General features: G+C 60.9%; 17 protein-coding genes. 12 read left to right on the plus strand and 5 right to left on the minus strand.

Annotated features, from left to right (window positions below; all coding sequences use genetic code 11):
• The first annotated feature begins 112 nt into the window (after nt 1-112).
• The 5 genes from CH341_RS16195 to CH341_RS16210 all read left to right on the plus strand — a co-directional run bounded on the left by CH341_RS16195 (nt 113) and on the right by CH341_RS16210 (nt 5,696).
• On the plus strand, nt 113-820 hold the full coding sequence (locus tag CH341_RS16195; RefSeq protein WP_245431091.1) for a TRAP transporter small permease subunit: 708 nt from the start codon (nt 113-115) through the stop codon (nt 818-820).
• Complete coding sequence (locus CH341_RS16200; RefSeq protein WP_111420046.1) at nt 817-2,559, plus strand: TRAP transporter large permease; 1,743 nt, start codon at nt 817-819, stop codon at nt 2,557-2,559. The genes CH341_RS16195 and CH341_RS16200 overlap by 4 nt, the downstream gene beginning before the upstream one ends.
• Before the next feature lie 113 nt (nt 2,560-2,672).
• Nucleotides 2,673-3,353 carry a hypothetical protein gene (locus CH341_RS33700; RefSeq protein WP_146604497.1) on the plus strand — a complete coding sequence of 227 codons (681 nt, stop codon included), beginning with the start codon at nt 2,673-2,675 and terminating at the stop codon, nt 3,351-3,353.
• A 12-nt stretch (nt 3,354-3,365) separates the two neighbouring features.
• A complete protein-coding gene (gene wecB, locus CH341_RS16205) occupies nt 3,366-4,430 on the plus strand; it encodes a non-hydrolyzing UDP-N-acetylglucosamine 2-epimerase (protein WP_111420047.1) in 1,065 nt (354 codons plus the stop codon).
• 30 nt (nt 4,431-4,460) lie between these two features.
• Nucleotides 4,461-5,696 carry a nucleotide sugar dehydrogenase gene (locus CH341_RS16210; protein WP_111420048.1) on the plus strand — a complete coding sequence of 412 codons (1,236 nt, stop codon included), beginning with the start codon at nt 4,461-4,463 and terminating at the stop codon, nt 5,694-5,696.
• A 37-nt stretch (nt 5,697-5,733) separates the two neighbouring features.
• Here CH341_RS16210 and CH341_RS16215 read toward each other — a convergent pair whose 3' ends face one another.
• A complete protein-coding gene (locus CH341_RS16215; protein ID WP_111420049.1) occupies nt 5,734-6,939 on the minus strand; it encodes a hypothetical protein in 1,206 nt (401 codons plus the stop codon).
• A 161-nt stretch (nt 6,940-7,100) separates the two neighbouring features.
• Here CH341_RS16215 and CH341_RS16220 point away from each other — a divergent pair, with 161 nt between their 5' ends.
• The 3 genes from CH341_RS16220 to CH341_RS33705 all read left to right on the plus strand — a co-directional run bounded on the left by CH341_RS16220 (nt 7,101) and on the right by CH341_RS33705 (nt 11,402).
• Nucleotides 7,101-7,559, plus strand: coding sequence for an META domain-containing protein (locus CH341_RS16220; protein WP_111420050.1), 459 nt, complete (start codon nt 7,101-7,103; stop codon nt 7,557-7,559).
• Nucleotides 7,560-8,175: 616 nt separating this feature from the next.
• On the plus strand, nt 8,176-11,127 hold the full coding sequence (locus CH341_RS16225; protein WP_425376188.1) for an HD domain-containing protein: 2,952 nt from the start codon (nt 8,176-8,178) through the stop codon (nt 11,125-11,127).
• 2 nt (nt 11,128-11,129) lie between these two features.
• Nucleotides 11,130-11,402: a hypothetical protein gene (locus CH341_RS33705; protein ID WP_146604498.1), complete on the plus strand. Its 273-nt coding sequence runs from the start codon at nt 11,130-11,132 to the stop codon at nt 11,400-11,402.
• A 236-nt stretch (nt 11,403-11,638) separates the two neighbouring features.
• Here the strand turns inward: CH341_RS33705 and CH341_RS16230 are convergent, their stop codons facing one another.
• Nucleotides 11,639-13,135: a UbiD family decarboxylase gene (locus CH341_RS16230; RefSeq protein ID WP_111420051.1), complete on the minus strand. Its 1,497-nt coding sequence runs from the start codon at nt 13,133-13,135 to the stop codon at nt 11,639-11,641.
• A gap of 249 nt (nt 13,136-13,384) precedes the next feature.
• Here CH341_RS16230 and ubiT point away from each other — a divergent pair, with 249 nt between their 5' ends.
• The 3 genes from ubiT to ubiV all read left to right on the plus strand — a co-directional run bounded on the left by ubiT (nt 13,385) and on the right by ubiV (nt 16,044).
• Nucleotides 13,385-13,939, plus strand: a complete 555-nt coding sequence (gene ubiT, locus CH341_RS16235; RefSeq protein WP_111420052.1) for a ubiquinone anaerobic biosynthesis accessory factor UbiT — start codon at nt 13,385-13,387, stop codon at nt 13,937-13,939.
• Entirely contained in the window at nt 13,936-14,982 is a 1,047-nt protein-coding gene (gene ubiU / locus CH341_RS16240) for a ubiquinone anaerobic biosynthesis protein UbiU (RefSeq protein ID WP_111420053.1), read from the plus strand. The genes ubiT and ubiU overlap by 4 nt, the downstream gene beginning before the upstream one ends.
• Nucleotides 14,983-15,120: 138 nt before the next feature.
• Nucleotides 15,121-16,044: a ubiquinone anaerobic biosynthesis protein UbiV gene (gene ubiV / locus CH341_RS16245; RefSeq protein WP_111420054.1), complete on the plus strand. Its 924-nt coding sequence runs from the start codon at nt 15,121-15,123 to the stop codon at nt 16,042-16,044.
• Nucleotides 16,045-16,229: 185 nt separating this feature from the next.
• Here ubiV and CH341_RS16250 read toward each other — a convergent pair whose 3' ends face one another.
• The 3 genes from CH341_RS16250 to CH341_RS16260 are packed head-to-tail and all read right to left on the minus strand — an operon-like array spanning nt 16,230 to nt 18,368.
• Entirely contained in the window at nt 16,230-16,661 is a 432-nt protein-coding gene (locus tag CH341_RS16250) for a RidA family protein (RefSeq protein ID WP_111420055.1), read from the minus strand.
• 49 nt (nt 16,662-16,710) lie between these two features.
• Nucleotides 16,711-17,535, minus strand: coding sequence for an ABC transporter permease (locus CH341_RS16255; protein WP_146604499.1), 825 nt, complete (start codon nt 17,533-17,535; stop codon nt 16,711-16,713).
• A complete protein-coding gene (locus tag CH341_RS16260) occupies nt 17,532-18,368 on the minus strand; it encodes an ABC transporter ATP-binding protein (protein ID WP_111420060.1) in 837 nt (278 codons plus the stop codon). The genes CH341_RS16255 and CH341_RS16260 overlap by 4 nt, the downstream gene beginning before the upstream one ends.
• A 154-nt stretch (nt 18,369-18,522) precedes the next feature.
• On the opposite strand from CH341_RS16260, the gene CH341_RS16265 reads away from it, so the two are divergent.
• Nucleotides 18,523-19,020 carry a MarR family winged helix-turn-helix transcriptional regulator gene (locus tag CH341_RS16265; RefSeq protein WP_170149653.1) on the plus strand — a complete coding sequence of 166 codons (498 nt, stop codon included), beginning with the start codon at nt 18,523-18,525 and terminating at the stop codon, nt 19,018-19,020.
• Nucleotides 19,021-19,112 lie beyond the last annotated feature (92 nt).

A 19,112-nucleotide genomic window follows, 5' to 3' on the forward strand; every position in this document is an offset into this window, starting at 1 on the left:
CGGCCGATCGCCGGCGCTCCCAGGTCCGACGTTCGAGCATCCCGTCCGCGGCGCGTCGGACGGGCCGCGATCCTCCGCCGCCTTCCGCCGCCTTCCGCACCGAGCAACCGCCATGTCGATGCTCCAGTCCACCCGGGCCATCCGGCGCGCCAAGCCCGTGCAGCGCGTCCTCTACATCGCCGACCTCGTCAGCACCCTGGTCGGCAAGACCACGGCCTGGCTGATCATCGCCCTGATGACCGTGGTCGTGGTCGAGGTGATCAAGCGCTACACCCTCAACGCGCCCACCGCCTGGATCTTCGATCTCAACAACATGCTGTACGGCACGGTGTTCATGCTGTGCGGCGCCTACACGCTGGCGCAGAACTCGCACGTGCGGGGCGACTTCATCTACGGATCGCTGAAGCCGCGCACCCAGGCGACGCTCGACCTGATCCTCTACGTGCTGTTCTTCCTGCCCGGGATCGGCGCGCTGGTCTATGCCGGCCTGCATTACGCGCAGGACTCCTGGCGCATCCTCGAGCATTCCAACGTCACGGCCGACGGGCCGCCCGTCTATCCGTTCAAGACCGTCATTCCGATCGCCGGCGCGCTGGTGCTGATGCAGGGGTTCGCCGAGATGCTCCGCTGCGTCGTGTGCCTGAAGAGCGGCGTGTGGCCGCCGCGGCTGAAGGACGTCAGCGAGCTGGACGTGATCGAGGAGCAGCTCGAGCACAGCGAATACGTGGACGAAGAGGTCCGGAGAACGGCGATCGCCCGCGCCCACAAGATCGACGAGACGGCGCGTCAGCGCGGCATGGGGGGAGACGTGAACACATGAGTGATCCCGCCCTCGGGCTCTTGATGCTCGGGCTCATCGTGGTCGCCATCATGATGGGCTTCCCCACCGCCTTCACCCTGATGGGACTGGGCATCTTCTTCGGCTTCTACGCCTTCTACGACCCGAGCCAGTTCTGGTGGGACAACCGCGTCTTCGACCTGATGGTCCAGCGCACCTACGGCGCGATGACCAACGACGTGCTGATCTCCATCCCGCTCTTCGTCCTGATGGGCTACGTGATGGAGCGCGGCGCCCTGGTCGACAAGATGTTCTACAGCGTGCAGCTGTCGTTCAGCCGGGTGCCGGCGTCGCTCGCGGTCGCCACCCTGATCGTCTGCGCCTTCTGGGGTCTGGCCTCCGGCCTGGTCGGCGCCGTCGTGGTGCTGATGGGCGTCATCGCCTTCGGCCCCATGCTGCGCGCCGGCTACGACGTCAAGCTCGCGGCCGGCGTCATCACGGCCGGCGGCACCCTCGGCATTCTCATTCCGCCCTCGGTGATGATCATCGTCTACGCCGCGGTCGCCGGTCAGTCGGTGGTGAAGCTCTATGCGGCGGCGATGTTCCCGGGCTTCTTCCTGGCGACCCTCTACATCGCCTACATCATCGGCCGGGCGCTGCTGAACCCGTCGCTCGCGCCGCCGCTGCCGCCGGAGCAGACCCGCGTGCCCGTGCCCGAGTGGGTCGACCGGCTGCGCGCCGCCTATGCGCCGAACATGATGAGGACCTTGTTGTCGGCACTCGCCTCGCCGGCTCGCGCCAGCGCCGTGAAGCGGGAGGACGGGACGCCGATCGGCTACGGCGCGCTGATCGGCAACCTTCTCATCGCGCTGGTGCCGCTCGCGCTGGGCGCGGTCCTGATGGGGCTCGTCTGGTGGTACGTGGTGATCCATCGCGCACCCACCGAGGAGATCGAGTCGCTCGGCCTGCAGCCGCTCGGCGGTGCCGCGCCGGTCGAGGCCGAGGCGGCGTCCGGCCCGGGGACCGGTTTCTACGTCACCTACGCCGTCCTCGGCGTCCTGCTCGCGCTGATGCTCGTGCGCTACTACTGGCGCATGGGCGCGGAGCGCTTCTCCTTGCTCAAGCTGCTTTCGATCTCGGTGCTGCCGATCGCCGTGCTCAGCCTCACGGTGCTTCTGGTGATCCTGCTCGGCATCACCACGGCGACCGAATCGGCCGCGGTCGGCTCGGCGGGCGCCTTCCTTCTCGCACTGCTCGCCCGCACCCTCGACTGGAAGCGCACCAAGGAGGCGGTGTTCCTCACCGCCAAGACCACCGCCATGGTGTGCTGGCTGTTCGTCGGGTCGGCGCTGTTCTCGGCCGTGTTCGCGGTGCTGGGCGGTCAGGCGTTGCTGGAGCGATGGGTGCTGGCGCTCGATCTCTCGCCCACCCAGTTCATGCTCCTGTCGCAGGCGATCATCTTCGTCCTCGGCTGGCCGCTCGAGTGGACCGAGATCATCATCATCTTCGTGCCGATCTTCCTGCCGCTGCTCAAGCACTTCGGCATCGACCCGATCCTCTGGGGCGTGCTGGTCTTCGTGAACCTGCAGGCCGCCTTCCTGTCGCCGCCGGTCGCGATGTCGGCCTTCTACCTGAAGGGCGTGGCGCCGCCGCACGTCACCATCAACCAGATCTTCGCCGGCATGATGCCCTATATGGGCGTCGTGATCCTGTGCATGGTGATCATGTACATCTGGCCCGAAATCGTGCTCTGGCTGCCGACCTGGCTGTACGGGAGCTGAAAACTTCCTGGAATAAGGCTCTCTGCTAGACAGAAAAGAAGTCAGCGTCGATAATACGTACTTCAATGTCACGATGTTGGTGATAATCATTCTGCACGTGGATTACGTAGCAAATGGGATCAATCCAGACAGATCTTCCGGCCCCAGACAAGTGGCCTCCAATGATTGAGGAGTACAGACAGTCGTGGGAATATTATAAAGTAAACCTTGCTGAACGTGGAAGAATATATGAGAACTACTTCAAGACAGTAGGGATCCCAACTGCCCTCGTTACTGCTGTATCAGCGCTTGTTTCAAAAGGAACTGGATCTGAGAAGAAGTCAATTAATGCATTTGCATGTAGTGCCTTCGGGTCAGACTGCGCGCTGTTTCCGTGCGGTTTTTATCTGCTCTTTACCGCTTTGTTGGTGCTGTCGTTTGCTCTAGCAGGAGTGTCGATGTACATCCTGTACTGTAAGGAGGAGGCTGTTTCAAAAGATTACCTTAAATTTATTAAGAACGTGCGAGAGAAGATTAACGAACGATACCCGGCCATGAAACCGTTTTTAAAGCCCGAACCGAAACCCGCGAGACATTTCAATTTTTGGCAGGCCTCCCTGTGGAGGACCCTTACGATGGCGGTTCTCAATTCGATGTTTGTCGCGTTGTCGACGGTATTTATATTCTTAGGGGTCTTTCCGTTACTCGAATACTGTGGAAGGTCCGTTGGGTGGATTATATTTTCATCGATACTCGTAACTTTCGGTGGTGTGCTTTTAGCACACCTTTTGATTAGGCGCGTGGTCGTGCGATAAGTAAGTATGTAGATGGGAAATATAGTATTTATAGCCGGAACTCGACCAGAGCTAATAAAGCTATGGCCGATCTCTTGGATTATGAAAAATCAGGGGTTGGATCATTCATTTATTTTAACGGGTCAGCATTGTATAAAAGGTAGTTTATTGTGCCCGTTAGCTCAAATCCTGGATTCAATCACGTACGAGGCTCTCCCAACGCTCTCCCTGAGTGCGTTGGTTGAAAAAGTCAAAAGGAGAGATCCTAAAGTAGTAATAGTCCAGGGAGACACGAATAGTGCTGTATTCGGGGGCGTCGCGGCAAAGCTCAATATGAGTTGCCTATTGCACGTTGAGGCCGGATTGCGATCTGGGGATGTCTATTTCCCTTGGCCGGAAGAAATAAATCGGGTGGCGCTCTCTAGAATATCGAATTACCATTATGCTCCATCCTCGGCGGCGCGCCTTAATTTAATAAATGAAGGTATTCAGGCGGAAAAAATACTTGTTACTGGAAATACGGTTTTTGACGCGGTAGAAATGGTAAGAAAAGATAAAGCGGATAACCTGGGTTGTCCAGTTTTTGGCGGGCTTAATAAGCGCATTCTGGTTACTTGTCACAGGCGTGAGAATTGGGGAAGGTCAGCAATAAATATTATGGCGGCTCTGTACCGCCTCTCCTTGAATCCGAAAGTTAGGATAGAGATCATCGACCACCACCACAATGCGGTTGCGCTCCTCGCAAGGCAGTCTCAATTTTTCAGTCCTCGTATTAATGTGGTTTTCCCCAAGACATACAGTGATTTCATTGAAAGCATCACTTTTTCCGATTTGATTATTACAGACTCTGGGGGGGTTCAAGAGGAAGCGTTTTACCTCGGTCGTCCGCTAATTATTCTCAGAAACATAACCGAGCGATCTGAGTATCTTCAGGATGGAGCATCCATATTAGTCGGTGTGGATGAGGAGTTGATTGTGTCCAAATCAATCGAATTGTTGTTTGGTAAATCGAGAGCAAGCATACCAGTGGGTCGTGCTAAATTTGTTACAGGAGCATCAGCGGCGATTGTTTCACATATTACGTCTGCACAACTTTAGTAACCGTTCTTGAAGGAGATTTGAGGGAATATGCAGGTTGTGGCAGTTGTCGGGGCGGGGCATGTCGGGCTTCCATTAGGGATATTATTTGCCCGTGGAGGATACCGAGTAATTTTGGTCGACACGGATCAAAGACGAGTGTCCTTGTTAAGGTCAGGCAAAGTTCCGCAATTGGAGCTCTCTCTGGCTAATGATTATGCCGCCTTTTTAAAGCGGGGAATAATATCTATATCTGATATTCTTGTTTCTGCAAACGTGTATGTTATCGCTGTCCCGACTCCCGTCGAAAGGCGTGAGCCTATGTTGAGGCTCTTGTTCGCTGCTATTGTTGAGGTCAGTGGTATTCTAAAATGCGGCGATGGGATAATTTTGGTGTCTACTTGTCCTGTCGGGACTACCGCGGCCATTGCTCGGTACTTGAAGAGACAAAGATGTGATCTCGTTTCGCCGCTAGCGACTGACAGGCATCCCGATTATTATTTGGCGATTTCGCCAGAGAGAGCTATGCCTCAACAGGTGTCTGTTGAAGTCGGGTGTATCCTGCGATGTGTTGGTGGGGTATCATCTTGCTCAACGCGTTGGGCGGTAGATGTATTAAATAGAGGAGTTGGTGCTAAATGCATGGAAATGACTGATAAGGAGGCGGAGTACGTTAAATTGGCTGAAAACACATTCAGAGACGTTAATATTGCATTGGCGAACGAGTTGGATTTGATAGCAAGACATCATGAGCTTGACCCTGGGGTCCTCCTGGAGATGGCTAACACTCACCCGAGAGTAGCTATTCATCTTCCGGGCGTGGGAGTTGGCGGGCATTGCATTCCTGTCGATCCATGGCTTTTAGCGCATGGCATACCAAATCTGACGTTGATTCCCGTTGCTCGATTTGTAAATGACAGTCGTCCCAAGCTGGTGGCGAGCTGCCTTATTGATCATTTTGTTGCAGAAAACGTGTGTAATCCCTTGCTTCTCGGTGTTACATATAAAGAGAACTCTGCCGATTTTCGCAATAGCCCGTCTCTAGCGATAATTTGCGAGCTTCAAAAAGTGTATGGAGAAAATATAAGGGTGGTTGATCCCTTGTTGGAACTGTCTTCCGATCTCGGGATAAATTTAGTATGCGTGGATAACCATATTTTCGATGAGGTGGATGCTTTCGCGGTGTTGGTAAAGCATCGAGGTTGGGAGTGTCTGTGGGAACAGGCGCTAATAAGCGGATTGATAAAAGAAAGCAATGTTTTCGGAGTGGACGTACTAACGAGGTGATCGGTCGAGCGATTTTGGCGAAGAGCGCTATGCCTTGCTACTTCCAGCCGGACGTCTCGGCGTTCCAGATCTGGCCCTGGAGGTCGCGGGCGAGGGCCGCCATCAGGGCGTCGGTCTCGATCGCGGCGCTCTCCTCGTCGTTGCCCTGATAGCCGCTGGTGAAGGCGAGCTGGGCGCCGGCGGTCTTGTCGGTCGCCTCGACACTCGAGTCGCCGATCCAGATCACCAGGTTCTCGGACGGTCCGGGCTTCTCGGGCCCGACCAGCAGCGTGATCTCGATCGCCTCGGTGAGGTCGAGGCCGCGCGCCGCCTGGTCGGGGCGCTCGAGCTTGAGGGTGAGCTCGCGGGTCACGTCGTCCCATTGCGCCGACACCGGCTTGGCGTGCAACGCGGTGCCGACCGCGGCGCCGAGACGCTGGGCGAGGGCGTCCGCCTTCAGGGCGCCGCCGTCCGTCCAGGCCGCAGCGCCGACCCGCACGGCGCGCTCGATGCCGTAGGAGCCGGTGGTCCATCCGGCCGCCGTCACGCCCGGCATCGCGGCGAGCTTGGCGACCAGCGCGGCGGAGCGGTCCGGCGCGGTCTCGATGCGCACCATCTGCTGGCCGCTGCGCAGGTCGGCGCAGCTCTGCACCAGGCTCGCATAGTCGACCCGGACGCCCTGGCCGCGCAGGCTCTTCACCAGGTCGGCGAAGCCGTCGCGCGACACCCGGACGGCGACCGAGACGGGCGACACCTCGGAAAAGCTCGCCGGCGTCGTGATGATCTCGTCCTCGCTCGACTGCTGATCCTTGAACTCGGCCTCGCTCATGTCGCTGAGGTCCGTCGCCCCCACCTGCTGCGGCTTGCCGTCGCGCGTGATGGTGCCGTCGAGCGAGTAGGTGTCGCCGCTCTGCTTGCGGGTGAGGCTGACCGTGATCGGCACGCCGTCGGGCTCGCTCTGGCCGGTGCCGACCAGCTTGCCGCCCTCCGGCTTCAGGGTGACGACGAACCGGTCCTTGCGGTTGGAGGCGGGCGTGACCGAATGGCAGAGGTCGAGCACGGCCGAGACGACCCGGTTGCCCTGCCGCGTCTCGCGCCAGATCGCGTCGCTCGGCAGGGCTCCCATCAGCTCGCCGAAGATCGTCATGTAGCGCACCGTCTCGCCGGGCGGGGTCGGGGCCGGCTTGGCGCCGCCCTTGGCTTGCGACCAGGCCGGGCCCGAGAGGGCGAGCGTCAGGGACGCGACGACGGCGAGCGCACGCATGAAGTCCTCCAGGGGAACGGCGACGAGGGCGGCGGGGGTGGCCCCCGACGCTTGACCACAACCACGGCCTCCCGGCAAGAACAAGGCGCCCGCGGCCGAAGGCCGCCGGGTGGCGTCGGCGCGAGGCCGGCGCGGCGTTTGGTCTTCATCGGAGTGTGCTCATGATTCGGCGCTGTGCCTTCGCCCTGCAACGCGTCGCCCGGCCGTGGCGCGGCCTCGGGCTCTCGGTCCTGGCGGCGGCGGGCGTGATCGGGCTCGCGGAGGTCGGCACGGCCGCGGCGCAGGCCCAGCCGGCGTTCCCGTACGGGCAGGAGCTGCGCATGGACGCCGACCCGATGAAGGGATCGAAGAAGATTCCGATCCTCGACATCGCCGAGAACGGCCTGGCCGACATCGAGCTGTGGTGCAACGCCGTGAAGGCGCGCCTGGTGGTGGCGGGCGACACCATCACGGTGCTGGTCGGTCCCCGCACCGAGCGCCAGTGCACCCCCGAGCGCGCCCGCGCCGACGAGGAGGTGCTGGCCGGCCTCAATCAGGCGACGCACTGGACGCTCGTCGACAACGCCCTGGTGCTGACCGGCGGTCCGACGCAGCTCAAGTTCAGAATGCAGGGGAACTGATGCGCTAAGTTACTTCCACTGCGGGAGCTGGCTCAGTCAAGATGGTCCGGATGAACGGGGTTGGGCCTAAGTGAAGGGACCAGCCTATCGTCGCGGCGAGAATGGTGCCGGCGAAAGGTCCGACAAGCTTGGTGTGGGCGAAATCCGGCCCGAGCCCTTCAATACAAAAGCATTCGCTTGATGCGGTCGAGGTTGGGCTCACTTCCGCGGCGAATACGTTGGAAGAGGCCGCGCGCGCTTGTCAGAACTCGTTCCGGAGCAGTGTCCGTGCCCCATCTCCTGCGAAGTACGACCTTTAATTATACAGCGAGGGATGAGAAGACGCGCGATCCGAACTCCCGCGGCAAGCGCGAAAAGGGGCGCCGGACGATATTGACGGTCCTATGAATAAGCGGCATCTTTGGAAAAGTTGTTGGAGGAGCAATTTACGGTGTCGGCCGGTACCGCCTGCGAAAGCAAGATGAGAGGGTCGTATGTCTGATATTCAATGGACTGAAATCGAAGAACGCGCGCTGCAAGCCCTCCACTGTGAGGCATTCCCACTAAACTTGGCAGAAATTCGGAATACTGTCGAATTGCTTCTAACTGAGGTCGGGCGTTACGGCTTTTTTAATGAATACACGGATCACAGTTTCGGCATGTCGTTGGAATGCTTGATAATGCCGAATGGATTATACCAAAAGAAACTAAAGGAGTGTTGACTCCTGCTGATTGGCTCTTTCTAACGCTCGGTATTTATTTCCACGATGTCGGTCTTCTTGTGAGCCGAAATGAGTATGAAGTGCGTTATCAAAGCGCCGAGTACAATCGATTCTTGGCTGAGCCAATAATTCCATCATCAAAATATTCAGAGTATTTAGCTCGGCTAGAACAATTGTCGAAAGAGGATGCCGACAGGATACAATATCAAGACTTCGTCAGAGCCAATCACGGAAATCGGGTCCAGGCTTGGATCGAAGGTGTGCCGCTGGACGACAACGAAGCGTCAAAGGAGGTGCGCCAACAGATTTCAAGCCTTTTTAGTCATGTTGATGCCACTACCCGTAGAGATCTAGCTCTTGTTTGTGCAAGCCATACACGCGATGACTTATCCGATACGGGAAAGTATAAAATATCTCAACCGTATGGATCTACAAGAAAGGAAGAAGTCAATCTGCAGTATGTCGCCGTGGTTCTGCGGGCTGCCGATTTGCTGCAAATTACCAAGCGAAGGGCGCCTTTAGTCCTTTACCAAATTGTTAGTCCGAAAGATCCGATTAGTCAGCTTGAGTGGCAAAAGCAGGGGGCAGTTCGAAGTGTGCGGCCCAAACCCGGCATTGACAGAGATGGCAATGTCTCTGAAGCCGTTGCCTCTGCCACCGTCGAAGTACATGCGCGTTTCGAGCGCCCGGACGGCTTTTTTGGGTTAACTGACTATCTCTTATACGCAGAACAAGAACTTCAACTCTGCCACGCAGCGATTATAAAGTCCGAAAGGCTGCTAGAGAATCCGCCCAAATTTCCGTGGAGATTTATTGATTCTTCAGGCGTAGAAGCTAACGGTTTTTTGACCCAATCTTTTGGATTTTCGCTAGATCAAGAGAAGATACTCGAGTTGCTGACTGGGCATACGCTCTACAACGACACCTCTGTTGTCATTCGCGAGCTAACGCAGAATGCACTAGACGCCGTTCGTTTGCAACGTTTTCTGGATCAAAAAAATAACCCGCTTTCTACCACTGCCGGGCATATTAAAATTGCATGGCGATCCAAGGAGCGGATGCTTATGATTATCGATAATGGAACTGGTATGTCACAGGAGGTTATAGAAAAGCATTTTTTAAAAGTTGGTTCTTCGCGGTATCAAGATGAGCATTTTAAAGAAAAATATCCGGAGTTCTCCTCCATTAGTCGCTTCGGGATAGGGGCGCTATCGGTGTTCATGGTTTCGGACGACGTTGAGATCACAACGTGCAGTCCAGATGATCCCGAAGCTCGCATTATATCTTTACGATCGGTGCATGGAAAGTATCTGATAAAGCTTCTTAACAAGGTGGCGGACCGAGAGCAGATTGGCGTTTTCCCGCATGGTACATCAGTTCGATTGAACTTAAGGCCTACTGCAGAGATTGGGGATGTTTTAAAAATTGCAAAAATGTGGTTGATGTTTCCACAAACAAGGGTAACGGTTCACATCGACGATGAGCCTCCTCAAGATATTGGATTTTGCTCACCTCGAGATGCCATAGAGGGATATTTGAATGGTCCTGCAGGACGAAGAAGGTATGACAATAAGATTGAAGTGAGGGAGATGGAGGAAGATGGTGTGACGCTTGCGTTTGCCGTGAGTAAAAACGAAATCTTTAAAGAGTGGAGTTTGTTTCAGATTCCTCAACACCGATACGCAATCGATGATGAACAAGAAGCGCCTCCTACGGGTATATTTATAGAAGGAGTGGGTGTTGAGTTCAGTACACCTGGATTCAGTGCTGTAAATGTTCTTGCCATAGCGAATGCTGTTGGTCCCGCTGCTCCTAAGACCAATGTTGCACGGTCTGCGTTGGAGGACACTCCAGAACAGCGTCGTATGCTTGCGACTATTTACCGCTTATACTCTAAACATATATCCAACGAAATTGATCGACTCGCGACTGAGGAGGGGTACTCACTTTCGCGAGCTGTCGGAGAAGCGCCGTTTATCGCTTCATTGCTTCTAGCCCAAACGAACTCTCTTTCTCGTCCATCTTTGTTATCGAAAGCAATATCGCAGACGCCCCTGATCATTGTCGAGGATGGTTCCGGAAGACGAAAAATCTCTTACGAAGATCTGCGGGCGCTCGGCGAGTTTTGGACTGTTGAATCTCCGCTATCGCGATCAATCGAGACATTTGTGAGAGAAGCGCCATCAGATATAACAGCATCTTCAATTATCAAAACGCTGGGTAATTCTGCTTCTACTTACCCTCCTGGATGCACTATGTGTACCTTTTCTTCGTCTTCGTACGTTGATGCTATGGTTCGTGCCGACTTCGAAATATCGGAAGTATCGGCCTCAGAAAGCCTGCGTCGTATAAACCTTAAGTGGTCACTGAAGGGTGAGCGGCCGAGATGGATTAGGTCCGAGGACTATTGGAAAAGAAGTGCTCAGTCAGATAGACGTCTTTCATCCGTTCTTGATTGGATGCATGAACGAGGCAGTCGAGGTGCGACTCAGCAGATTAACCTCCCTACGGAGAAGGCGCCGATGGCCGGACTTGAAAATGTCGGGGGCTTTGCTTCGAATGGGGAGGTATACATAAAGGTAGGTGAGCCTATTGTGGAGTTTTTTAAAGACATTGTATACGGAAAAGACGGGGTTGCTAAAGAAAGGTGTGTCGCCTCGCATCTGGTTCTTCTCCAGTTTGCTATCGGGGGCGGTTATGATTGGGCAGAGTTTAGCAAAGAGTCGTTAGTAAGGACTGAAGAGTATGGTATCTATGAATTCCTAGAGCCTTACATATCGATTGATAAGTTTATTTCAGCTCTAAATCGGTCGAATAGTCGGCTTTTTAATCCATATGCGTGGGATCGCCGAGGTAAGGGGTTATAATAATGAAGGAAAGAGATCCGTTTCTTCTCGAGCGATATAAGTATATCTTGTCTCAGAAACAGAAGCTGAATGATGTGACATTTAAGATTGTCGCCGTGTTCCAGGCTGGGGTTGCTCTAATTGGTTCTGGGCAATTTGCGATAATTGCAGCTTTTGCCGATAAAAAAATTAGCTCGCAAATTGCTTGGGTTGGTTCAGTAATGCTTGTTGTTATGAGTGGGATGTTGTCTGTGTTTAGTCTTTCGTTGTTAGCGGGCGGAGTGGGGGGTGGTTGAGCTACAGGAGTGATGAGGCGCACGTCGAGAAGGTCGTGTTTGGGAAGAGTCGTCAAGCTCTCAAATTGTCTGATGTTCTTTCGTGGTATGAGCTTTACATCGCTCTTATGATAGCTGGAATATTTGTAGTTCATGTGCTTGCTTGGATTTGGGTTGTCCGGCCGTTAATCGGTGTTGACTAGCTAAGCGTGTTGTTCGAAATCCTCGCGGATTCGGCCTGTGGCCTTTTTGAAGACTCACAACCCCAGCTTCGGCCACAGCGCGTCGACGCGCGCGATCAGGTCGGGCGTCGCCTTCAGCACCTGGCCCCATTCGCGGGTCGTCTCGGTGCCGATCTTGTTGGTCGCGTCGATGCCGAGCTTGCCGCCCAGCCCGGAGAGCGGCGAGGCGAAATCCAGATAGTCGATCGGCGTGCGGTCGATCACGGTGAGGTCGCGCGACGGGTCGCAGCGGGTCGAGATCGCCCAGGCGACGTCGTCCCAGCTCTTCGGATCGACGTCGTCGTCCACCACCACGATCAGCTTGGTGTAGGTGAACTGCGGCAGCATCCCCCACAGGCCCATCATGATGCGCTTGGCGTGGCCGGGATAGCGCTTCCTGATCGAGATGATCGCCATCCGGTACGAGCAGGCGTGCGGCGGCAGCCAGACGTCGACGATCTCCGGAAAGGCGCGCTTGACGATCGGCAGGAACAGCTCGTTGAAGGTCGAGCCCAGCACGGCCGGCTCGTCGGGCGCGCGGCCCGTGAAGGTGGACAGGTAGGTGGGGTCGCGCCGCGTCGTGATGGCGGTGACGCGCATCACCGGAAACTGCTCGACCGAGTTGTAGTAGCCGGTGTGGTCGCCGAACGGGCCTTCGGCCGCCGTCTCGGTCGGCGAGACGTAGCCCTCGATCACGATCTCGGCGTCCGCCGGCACCATCAGCGGCACGGTGCGGGCGGCGGCCAGCCGCGGCCGGGCGCCGCGCAAAAGACCTGAGAAGCGCACCTCCGACAGCGTCTCGGGCAGCGGCAGCACGGCGGTCAGCATGGTCGCCGGATCGGTGCCGATGGCGACGGCGACCGGCATGTCCTTGCCCTGCGCGGCCCATTGCGCGTGGTGCTTGGCGCCGCCGCGATGGTGCAGCCACCGCATGATGGCGCGGTCGCGGCCGAGCACCTGCATGCGGTAGATGCCGAGATTGTAGCCGGCGACCGCCTCGCTGTCGGGCGGCCGCGTCACCACCACGGGCCAAGTGATCAGCGGGCCGGCCTCGCCGGGCCAGCAGGTCTGCACCGGCAGGGCGCCGAGGTCGACGTCGGCGCCGAGCCGTATCTCCTCCTGCACGACGGGGCGATCGACCGTCTCGGCCCGGGTCCGCATCGCCGCGCGAAGAATCGGCAGGCGGGCGAGGGCGTCGCGAAACCCGTCGACGGGCTGCGGCTCGCGCAGCGAGGCGAGCGCCTCGCCGAGCTCGGCGAGCCGCTCGGGCTTGATGCCGAGGCCGGCGGCGACCCGCGTCCGTGTTCCGAACAGGTTGACGACGACCGGCACGGGCAGGATGCGGCCGCTCGCGTCCCGCGGGCGTTCGAACACCAGCGCCGGGCCGTCGCGCGCGATCACCCGGCGGTGGATTTCCGCCATGTCGTGGACGATGGCGACCGGCTCGGTGACGCGCGCCACGTCGCCGGCTGCGTCGAGATGGCGCAGGAAGTCGCGCAGGTCGCGGAACGGCGGGAAATCACGGATCGGCACGGGCACTCCTGACGCCGCTCGGCTGGCGTCATTCCGGGGCGCACCGCAGGTGCGAACCCGGAATCCCGCCGCGAATTCCGAGATCGCGTCTGGATTCCGGGTCCGGCGCTGCGCGCCGTCCCGGAATGACCACCACGCTGGTGATCCCGGCTTTTGAATGATCGAATGGGATGAAGAGCGCTAGCCTGTCGTGAGTCCTTGACATAGGACAAAGTCGCGCCGGCCGCACCGCGGTAACGACGACATTCCATGTCGAGCAACTCAGCCACAGTCCCGGAGCTCCCGGGGGTCCTCGCGTTCGGCCTGCGGCCCTTGCCGCTCGCCCCGCTCGCCGCGGCCCTCGATCTCGTCGTCAAGTCGGCCGCCCGCCGGCATCCCGCCATGTTCGCGCGCCTCGGCGACCAGGCCGGCAAACGGTTCCTCATCGAGCCGACCGACCTGCCTTTCGTCGTGGTGATGACGCCGCGCGCCGACGACCCCGAGATCCTGGTGGTCCGCCGGGGCGAGGAGCCCGAGGCCGACGCCCGCATCGCCGGGCCGCTCGGCGCGCTGGTCGGGCTGATCCACGGCGCCTACGACGGCGACGCGCTGTTCTTCTCGCGCGACCTCACGGTCGAGGGTGACATGTCGGCCGTGGTGGCGCTGCGCAACGCGCTCGACGACGCCGAGATCGACCTCGTCGCGGAAGCGGCGAGCGTGCTGGGGCCGCTGGCCTCGCCGGCCGAGCGCGTCGGCCGCCTCGCCGCCTCGGTCGCGGAAAAGATCACCGGCATCGCCTTCGCCCGCCCACGGAGCGGCTCATGACCCCGACACTCGCGGCCCACAAGCCGAGCGCCGCATCGGCTGCGGCCTGGACGCCCAAGGGCAAGCTCGAGCTGGTCTGCCCGGCCGGGACGCCGGCCGCCATGCGGGCCGCCATCGAGGCCGGCGCCGACTCGGTCTATTGCGGCTTCGCCGACGACACCAATGCCCGCAACTTCCCGGGCCTGAATTTCAGCCCGGCCGAAATGGCCGAGGGCATCGCCTACGCCCACAAGCGCGGCGTCAAGGTGCTGATCGCCGTCAACACGTTTCCGCGCGCCGGTGAGCCGGCGGCCTGGCACCGCGCCATCGACACCATCGCACAATGCGGCGGCGACGCCGCGATCGTCGCCGACATCGGCCTCCTCGACTACGCTTCCGAGAAGCATCCGAACCTGCGGCTGCATCTCTCGGTGCAGGCGGCGGCCGCCAATCCGGAGGCGATCGGCTTCTACATCGAGCGCTTCGGCGTGAAGCGCGTGGTGCTGCCGCGGGTGCTGACGGTGTCGGAGATCGCGACGCTCAACAAGGAGATCGCCTGCGAGACCGAGGTGTTCGTGTTCGGCGGCCTGTGCGTGATGGCGGAGGGGCGCTGCTCGCTCTCCTCCTACGTCACCGGCTGCTCGCCCAACATGAACGGCGTCTGCTCGCCGCCGAGCCACGTCGCCTACAGCCAGGAGAACGGCAACTTCGTCTCCCGGCTCGGCGAGTTCATGATCAACACCGTGCCGGGCGGCCAGCCGATGCCGTATCCGACGCTGTGCAAGGGCCGCTTCACGGCGAACGGCGAGACCTCGCACATCTTCGAGGATCCGGCGAGCCTCGACGCCAGCCTGTTGATCCCGCCGCTCGCCGAGGCCGGCGTGACGGCGCTCAAGATCGAGGGACGCCAGAGGAGCCGCAGCTACACCGACGCGGTGGTGCGGGCGCTGCGCGGCGCGCTCGACCAGCACGCCCGCGGCCTGCCGATCAATGCGCGCGCCCTGATGGCGCTCAGCGAGGGCGCCACGACGACGCGCGGCGCCTATCAGAAGACGTGGCGATGACCCGTCGTTGGTCATTCCGGGGCGCGCCGCAGGCGCGAACCCGGAATCCACCGACGAGCTCGGAATTTTCGGCTGGATTCCGGGTTCGACGCTCCGCGTCGCCCCGGAACGACGCCATCGGAATCGGGATCTGAGACGATGACACCTTCGGACACGGCGGCGCGCCCGAGCCTCACGCTCGGCCCGGTCCTGTTCAACTGGTCGCCGGAGGCTTGGCGCGACTTCCACTATCGTGTGGCGGACGAGGCGCCGGTCGAGCGCGTCTGCGTCGGCGAGGTGGTGTGCTCGAAGCGCCTGCCGTTCTACCAGGACGACATTCCGGGCGTGATCGAGCGGCTGCAGCGCGGCGGCAAGGCCGTGATCCTGTCGTCGCTGGCGCTGCCGACGCTGGTGCGCGAGCGCAACATGATCAAGGATCTGGTCGCGATGCCGGGCGTGCTGGTGGAGGCCAACGACGTCTCCGCCTTCCCGCAGCTCGCCGGCCGGCCGCACGCGATCTCGCCGCTGATCAACGTCTACAACGAGGGCACGCTCGCTTTCATGGAGAAGCAGGGCGCCGTCCATGTCTGCCTGCCGCCCGAGCTGCCCTTGACCGCGATGGCGCCGCTCGCCGCCAAGGCGACGACCGCGACCATCGAGGCCTGGGCCTTCGGCCGCGCGCCGCTCGCGATCTCGGCGCGCTGCTACCACGCGCGCGTGCACGGCGTCTCCAAGGACTCCTGCCAGTTCGTCTGCAACAAGGATCCGGACGGGCTCGAGGTCGACACGCTGGAGGGCCGCCGCTTCCTCTCCGTCAACGGCGTGCAGACGCTGAGCGACGGGGTGGTCAACCTGATCGGCGATCTCGACGCCGTGACGGCCTGCGGCGTCAGCTCGTTCCGCTTGTCGCCGCACACCTGCGACATGGTCGCGGTGGCGCAGGCGTTTCGCGACGTGCTGGACGGCACGATCACGGGCGCCGAAGGCGAGGCGCGCATCGCCGCCCTGATGCCCGGCGTCACCTTCGCCAACGGCTTCCTGCACGGCAAGCCGGGGCACCAGCGCATCGCGCTGGCGGGGTAGGGCCCGGCTTTACGTCAGGGGCTTCCGTTTCGAACGAGCTCTCTCCGCCCTCACCCCGAGGAGCCCGCGCAGCGGGCGTCTCGAAGGGCGAGGGCGGGTACGGCCGTGGCCGCATGGTTCGAGACGCGCCCCTTCGGGGTGCTCCTCACCATGAGGAGAAAGGCAGGGCGTGCGCTCGATGCCGCTCACCCCTTCCGCGGCAGCGCCACGATCATGTCGAGCTCGACGCGCGCGCCGGGAGAGCTCAGCTGGTTGATGCACACCATGGTGCTGGCCGGGGCCCAGTCGCCGAAATAGGCCCGCATCGTCTTGTGCATGCCGTCACCGTCGCGGATGTCGGTCAGGTACTTGGTCACCTTCACGACGTCCTTCCAGCTCGCGCCGACGTGGTCGAGGATCGACTTGATCGCCTCCATGGCGTTCTTCGTCTGCTCCTCGATCGAATGCGGATGCACGTGCTCGTCGTCGTGATGCGGATGGTGGTGATAGAGCGGCGAGGCGGTGGCGCCCGAGATGAACATCAGGTCGCAGGCGCCGACGATGTGCACGGCCGGCGCATAGGGCATCTTGTGGGCCTGCGACGGATCGGGATGGATCGACTTCAGCTCGAAGGTCATTGAGCGTCTCCGTTGCTTTGCGTTCGCGAGGACGAGGAAGGTTGGGAGGTCAGTTGACGCGCCAGTGGCCGAGGCGGACGTCGATGGCGTCCTGGATCTTGGTCACCACGATGCCGAGGGTGGCGAGCACGATCAGCACGGCGAACACCTGCTCGGTCTCCAGCACCTGGCCGGCCAGATAGAGCCGGGCACCCAGGCCGACCTTGCCGACCACCATCTCGGCCGCCACCACCAGGATGATGGAGACGCCGAGCCCGAGCCGGATGCCGGCGAAGATCGACGGGATGGCGCTCGGCAGCAGCACCATGCGGATGATCTGACGGCGCGAGGCGCCGAGGTCGCGGGCGGCCAGCACCAGGCCCTGGTCGCACTGGCTGATGCCCAGCACGGTGTTGATGACGATGGGGAAGAACGCGCCCAGCATGCTGATGGTCAGCATGAACGGGCCGCCGGTGCCGAGCCAGATGATCAGCAGCGGGATCAGCGTGACCTTGGGCAGCGGATAGAGCGCGGCGATGAAGTTGTCGGCGATCGCCTTGACCCGCACCGAGGTTGCCATCCAGACGCCGAGCGCGACGCCGAAGAACAGCGCGATGAAGAAGCCGCCGAAGATCCGGATCAGCGTCGCGACCAGGTCCGTCGTGAGGCCGCCGGTGCGGAACATCTCGTAGAGCGCGACGACGATGCGGCTCGGCCGCGGCAGATAGATGGGATTGAGCTGCAGCACGATCACCGCGAGCTCCCAGGCGACGATCACCACGACGACCGCGATCCAGCTCAGGGCGCGCGGCTCGCCGAGACGCTGCAGCAGGCCGGGAGGGTCGGCCTCCGCCGGCGCCGTGGCGGGCGTCGCCATCGGACCATTGCTGCTCACGCGTCGCCTCCCTCGGTCGCCATGGCGCGGATCACCTCCTGCCGCAACAGTCCGTAGATGCGATCGAACAGGACCGAGAAGCCGGGATCGTGCGTCGTCGCCATGCTGCGCGGATGCGGCAGGTCGTTGACGATCTCGGCGGCGATGCGGCCGGGGCGGGCCGTCATCACCAGGATCGTGTCGGCGAGCAGGATCGCCTCCTCGATCGAATGGGTGACCAGGATCGCCGTCGTGCCGGAGGTCTCGACCAGCGTCGCGAGCTGCTCCTGCAGCACGAGGCGCGTCTGCGCGTCGAGCGCGCCGAACGGCTCGTCGAGCAGCAGCACCTCGGGCTCCATCACCAGGGCGCGCGCGATGCCGACGCGTTGGCGCATGCCGCCGGAGAGCTGGCGCGGGTACTTCTGCTCGAAGCCGGAGAGGTCGACGGCGGCGAGCGCCTTCTTGGCGCGCGCGAGGCGCTCGGCCTTCGCCACGCCGGCGACCTCCAGGCCGAACGCGACATTGTCGATGATGGTGCGCCACGGAAACAGGTTGAAGGCCTGCCACACCGTCGCCATGTGGGGCGGCGCGCCGGCCGTGTCCTCGGCACCGAGCCGGACGAAGCGCAGCTTTCCGCGCGTCGGCGTGAGAAACCCGCGGACGATCTGCAGCAGCGTGCTCTTGCCGCAGCCGCTCGGCCCGATGATCGCCGTCACCTTGCCGGGCGCGAAGCGGCAGCTCACGTCGAAGAGCGCGACGGTCGCCTCGCCGCTCTTCGACGGAAAGGTCAGGCCGATGTCCTCGACCGCGATGACGGTCGCGGCCGGTGCCGCTGCTGCAGGCGCTGGGGGCATGGCGTCCGCTCCGAGGTCCATCGTCGGCGGTGGGCTCGTCTCGCCCGGGCCGTCTTGTCAGAAGGAAGCCTGAGACCCTATTATCTTCATGTCAAGATAAATGCGAGTGCAGCCCGTGCCGAGATCCGATGCAGACGCCTCCGATGCAGACGCCATGGATCGCTTCATCGCCGAGTGGGGCGAGGCGCGGCCCGACATCGACGTGCACTATCTCGCGACGCTCGGTCGCATCCTCCGTCTCTCGACGCATCTGCGAGAAGCCGTCGACGACTGGCTGAAGCCTTTCGGTCTGAGCTGGGACGTGTTCGATCTGCTGGTGACGATCCAGCGCTCCGGCAATCCCGAAGGCCTGCGGCCGACCGCGCTCTACGACGCGTGCCTCTTGTCGTCGGGCGCCATGACCAACCGGATCGATCGCGTCGAGAAGCTCGGCCTCGCGGTGCGGCGGCCCGATCCGGACGACAAGCGCGCCACCCGCGTGGCTCTGACGCGGCGCGGCCGGACCCTCGCCGAGAAGGCGATGACCGAGCACGCCGCGCAGTCCTGCCGCATCGCCGAGCAGCTCACCGCGAGCGAGCAGGAGACGCTCGCGAGGCTGCTGCGCAAGCTGCTGAGATCGTTCGAGGAGCCGGAGAGCGACGAGGGGGCGTGAGGGCGGGCGTAGACACATCCCCGTCACTCCGGGGCGCACCGAAGGTGCGAACCCGGAGCCCAGCCGCGAATTCGGAGGATGTCGCTGGATTC

The sequence above is a fragment of the Rhodoplanes roseus genome (assembly GCF_003258865.1).
GTDB classification, from domain to species: domain Bacteria; phylum Pseudomonadota; class Alphaproteobacteria; order Rhizobiales; family Xanthobacteraceae; genus Rhodoplanes; species Rhodoplanes roseus.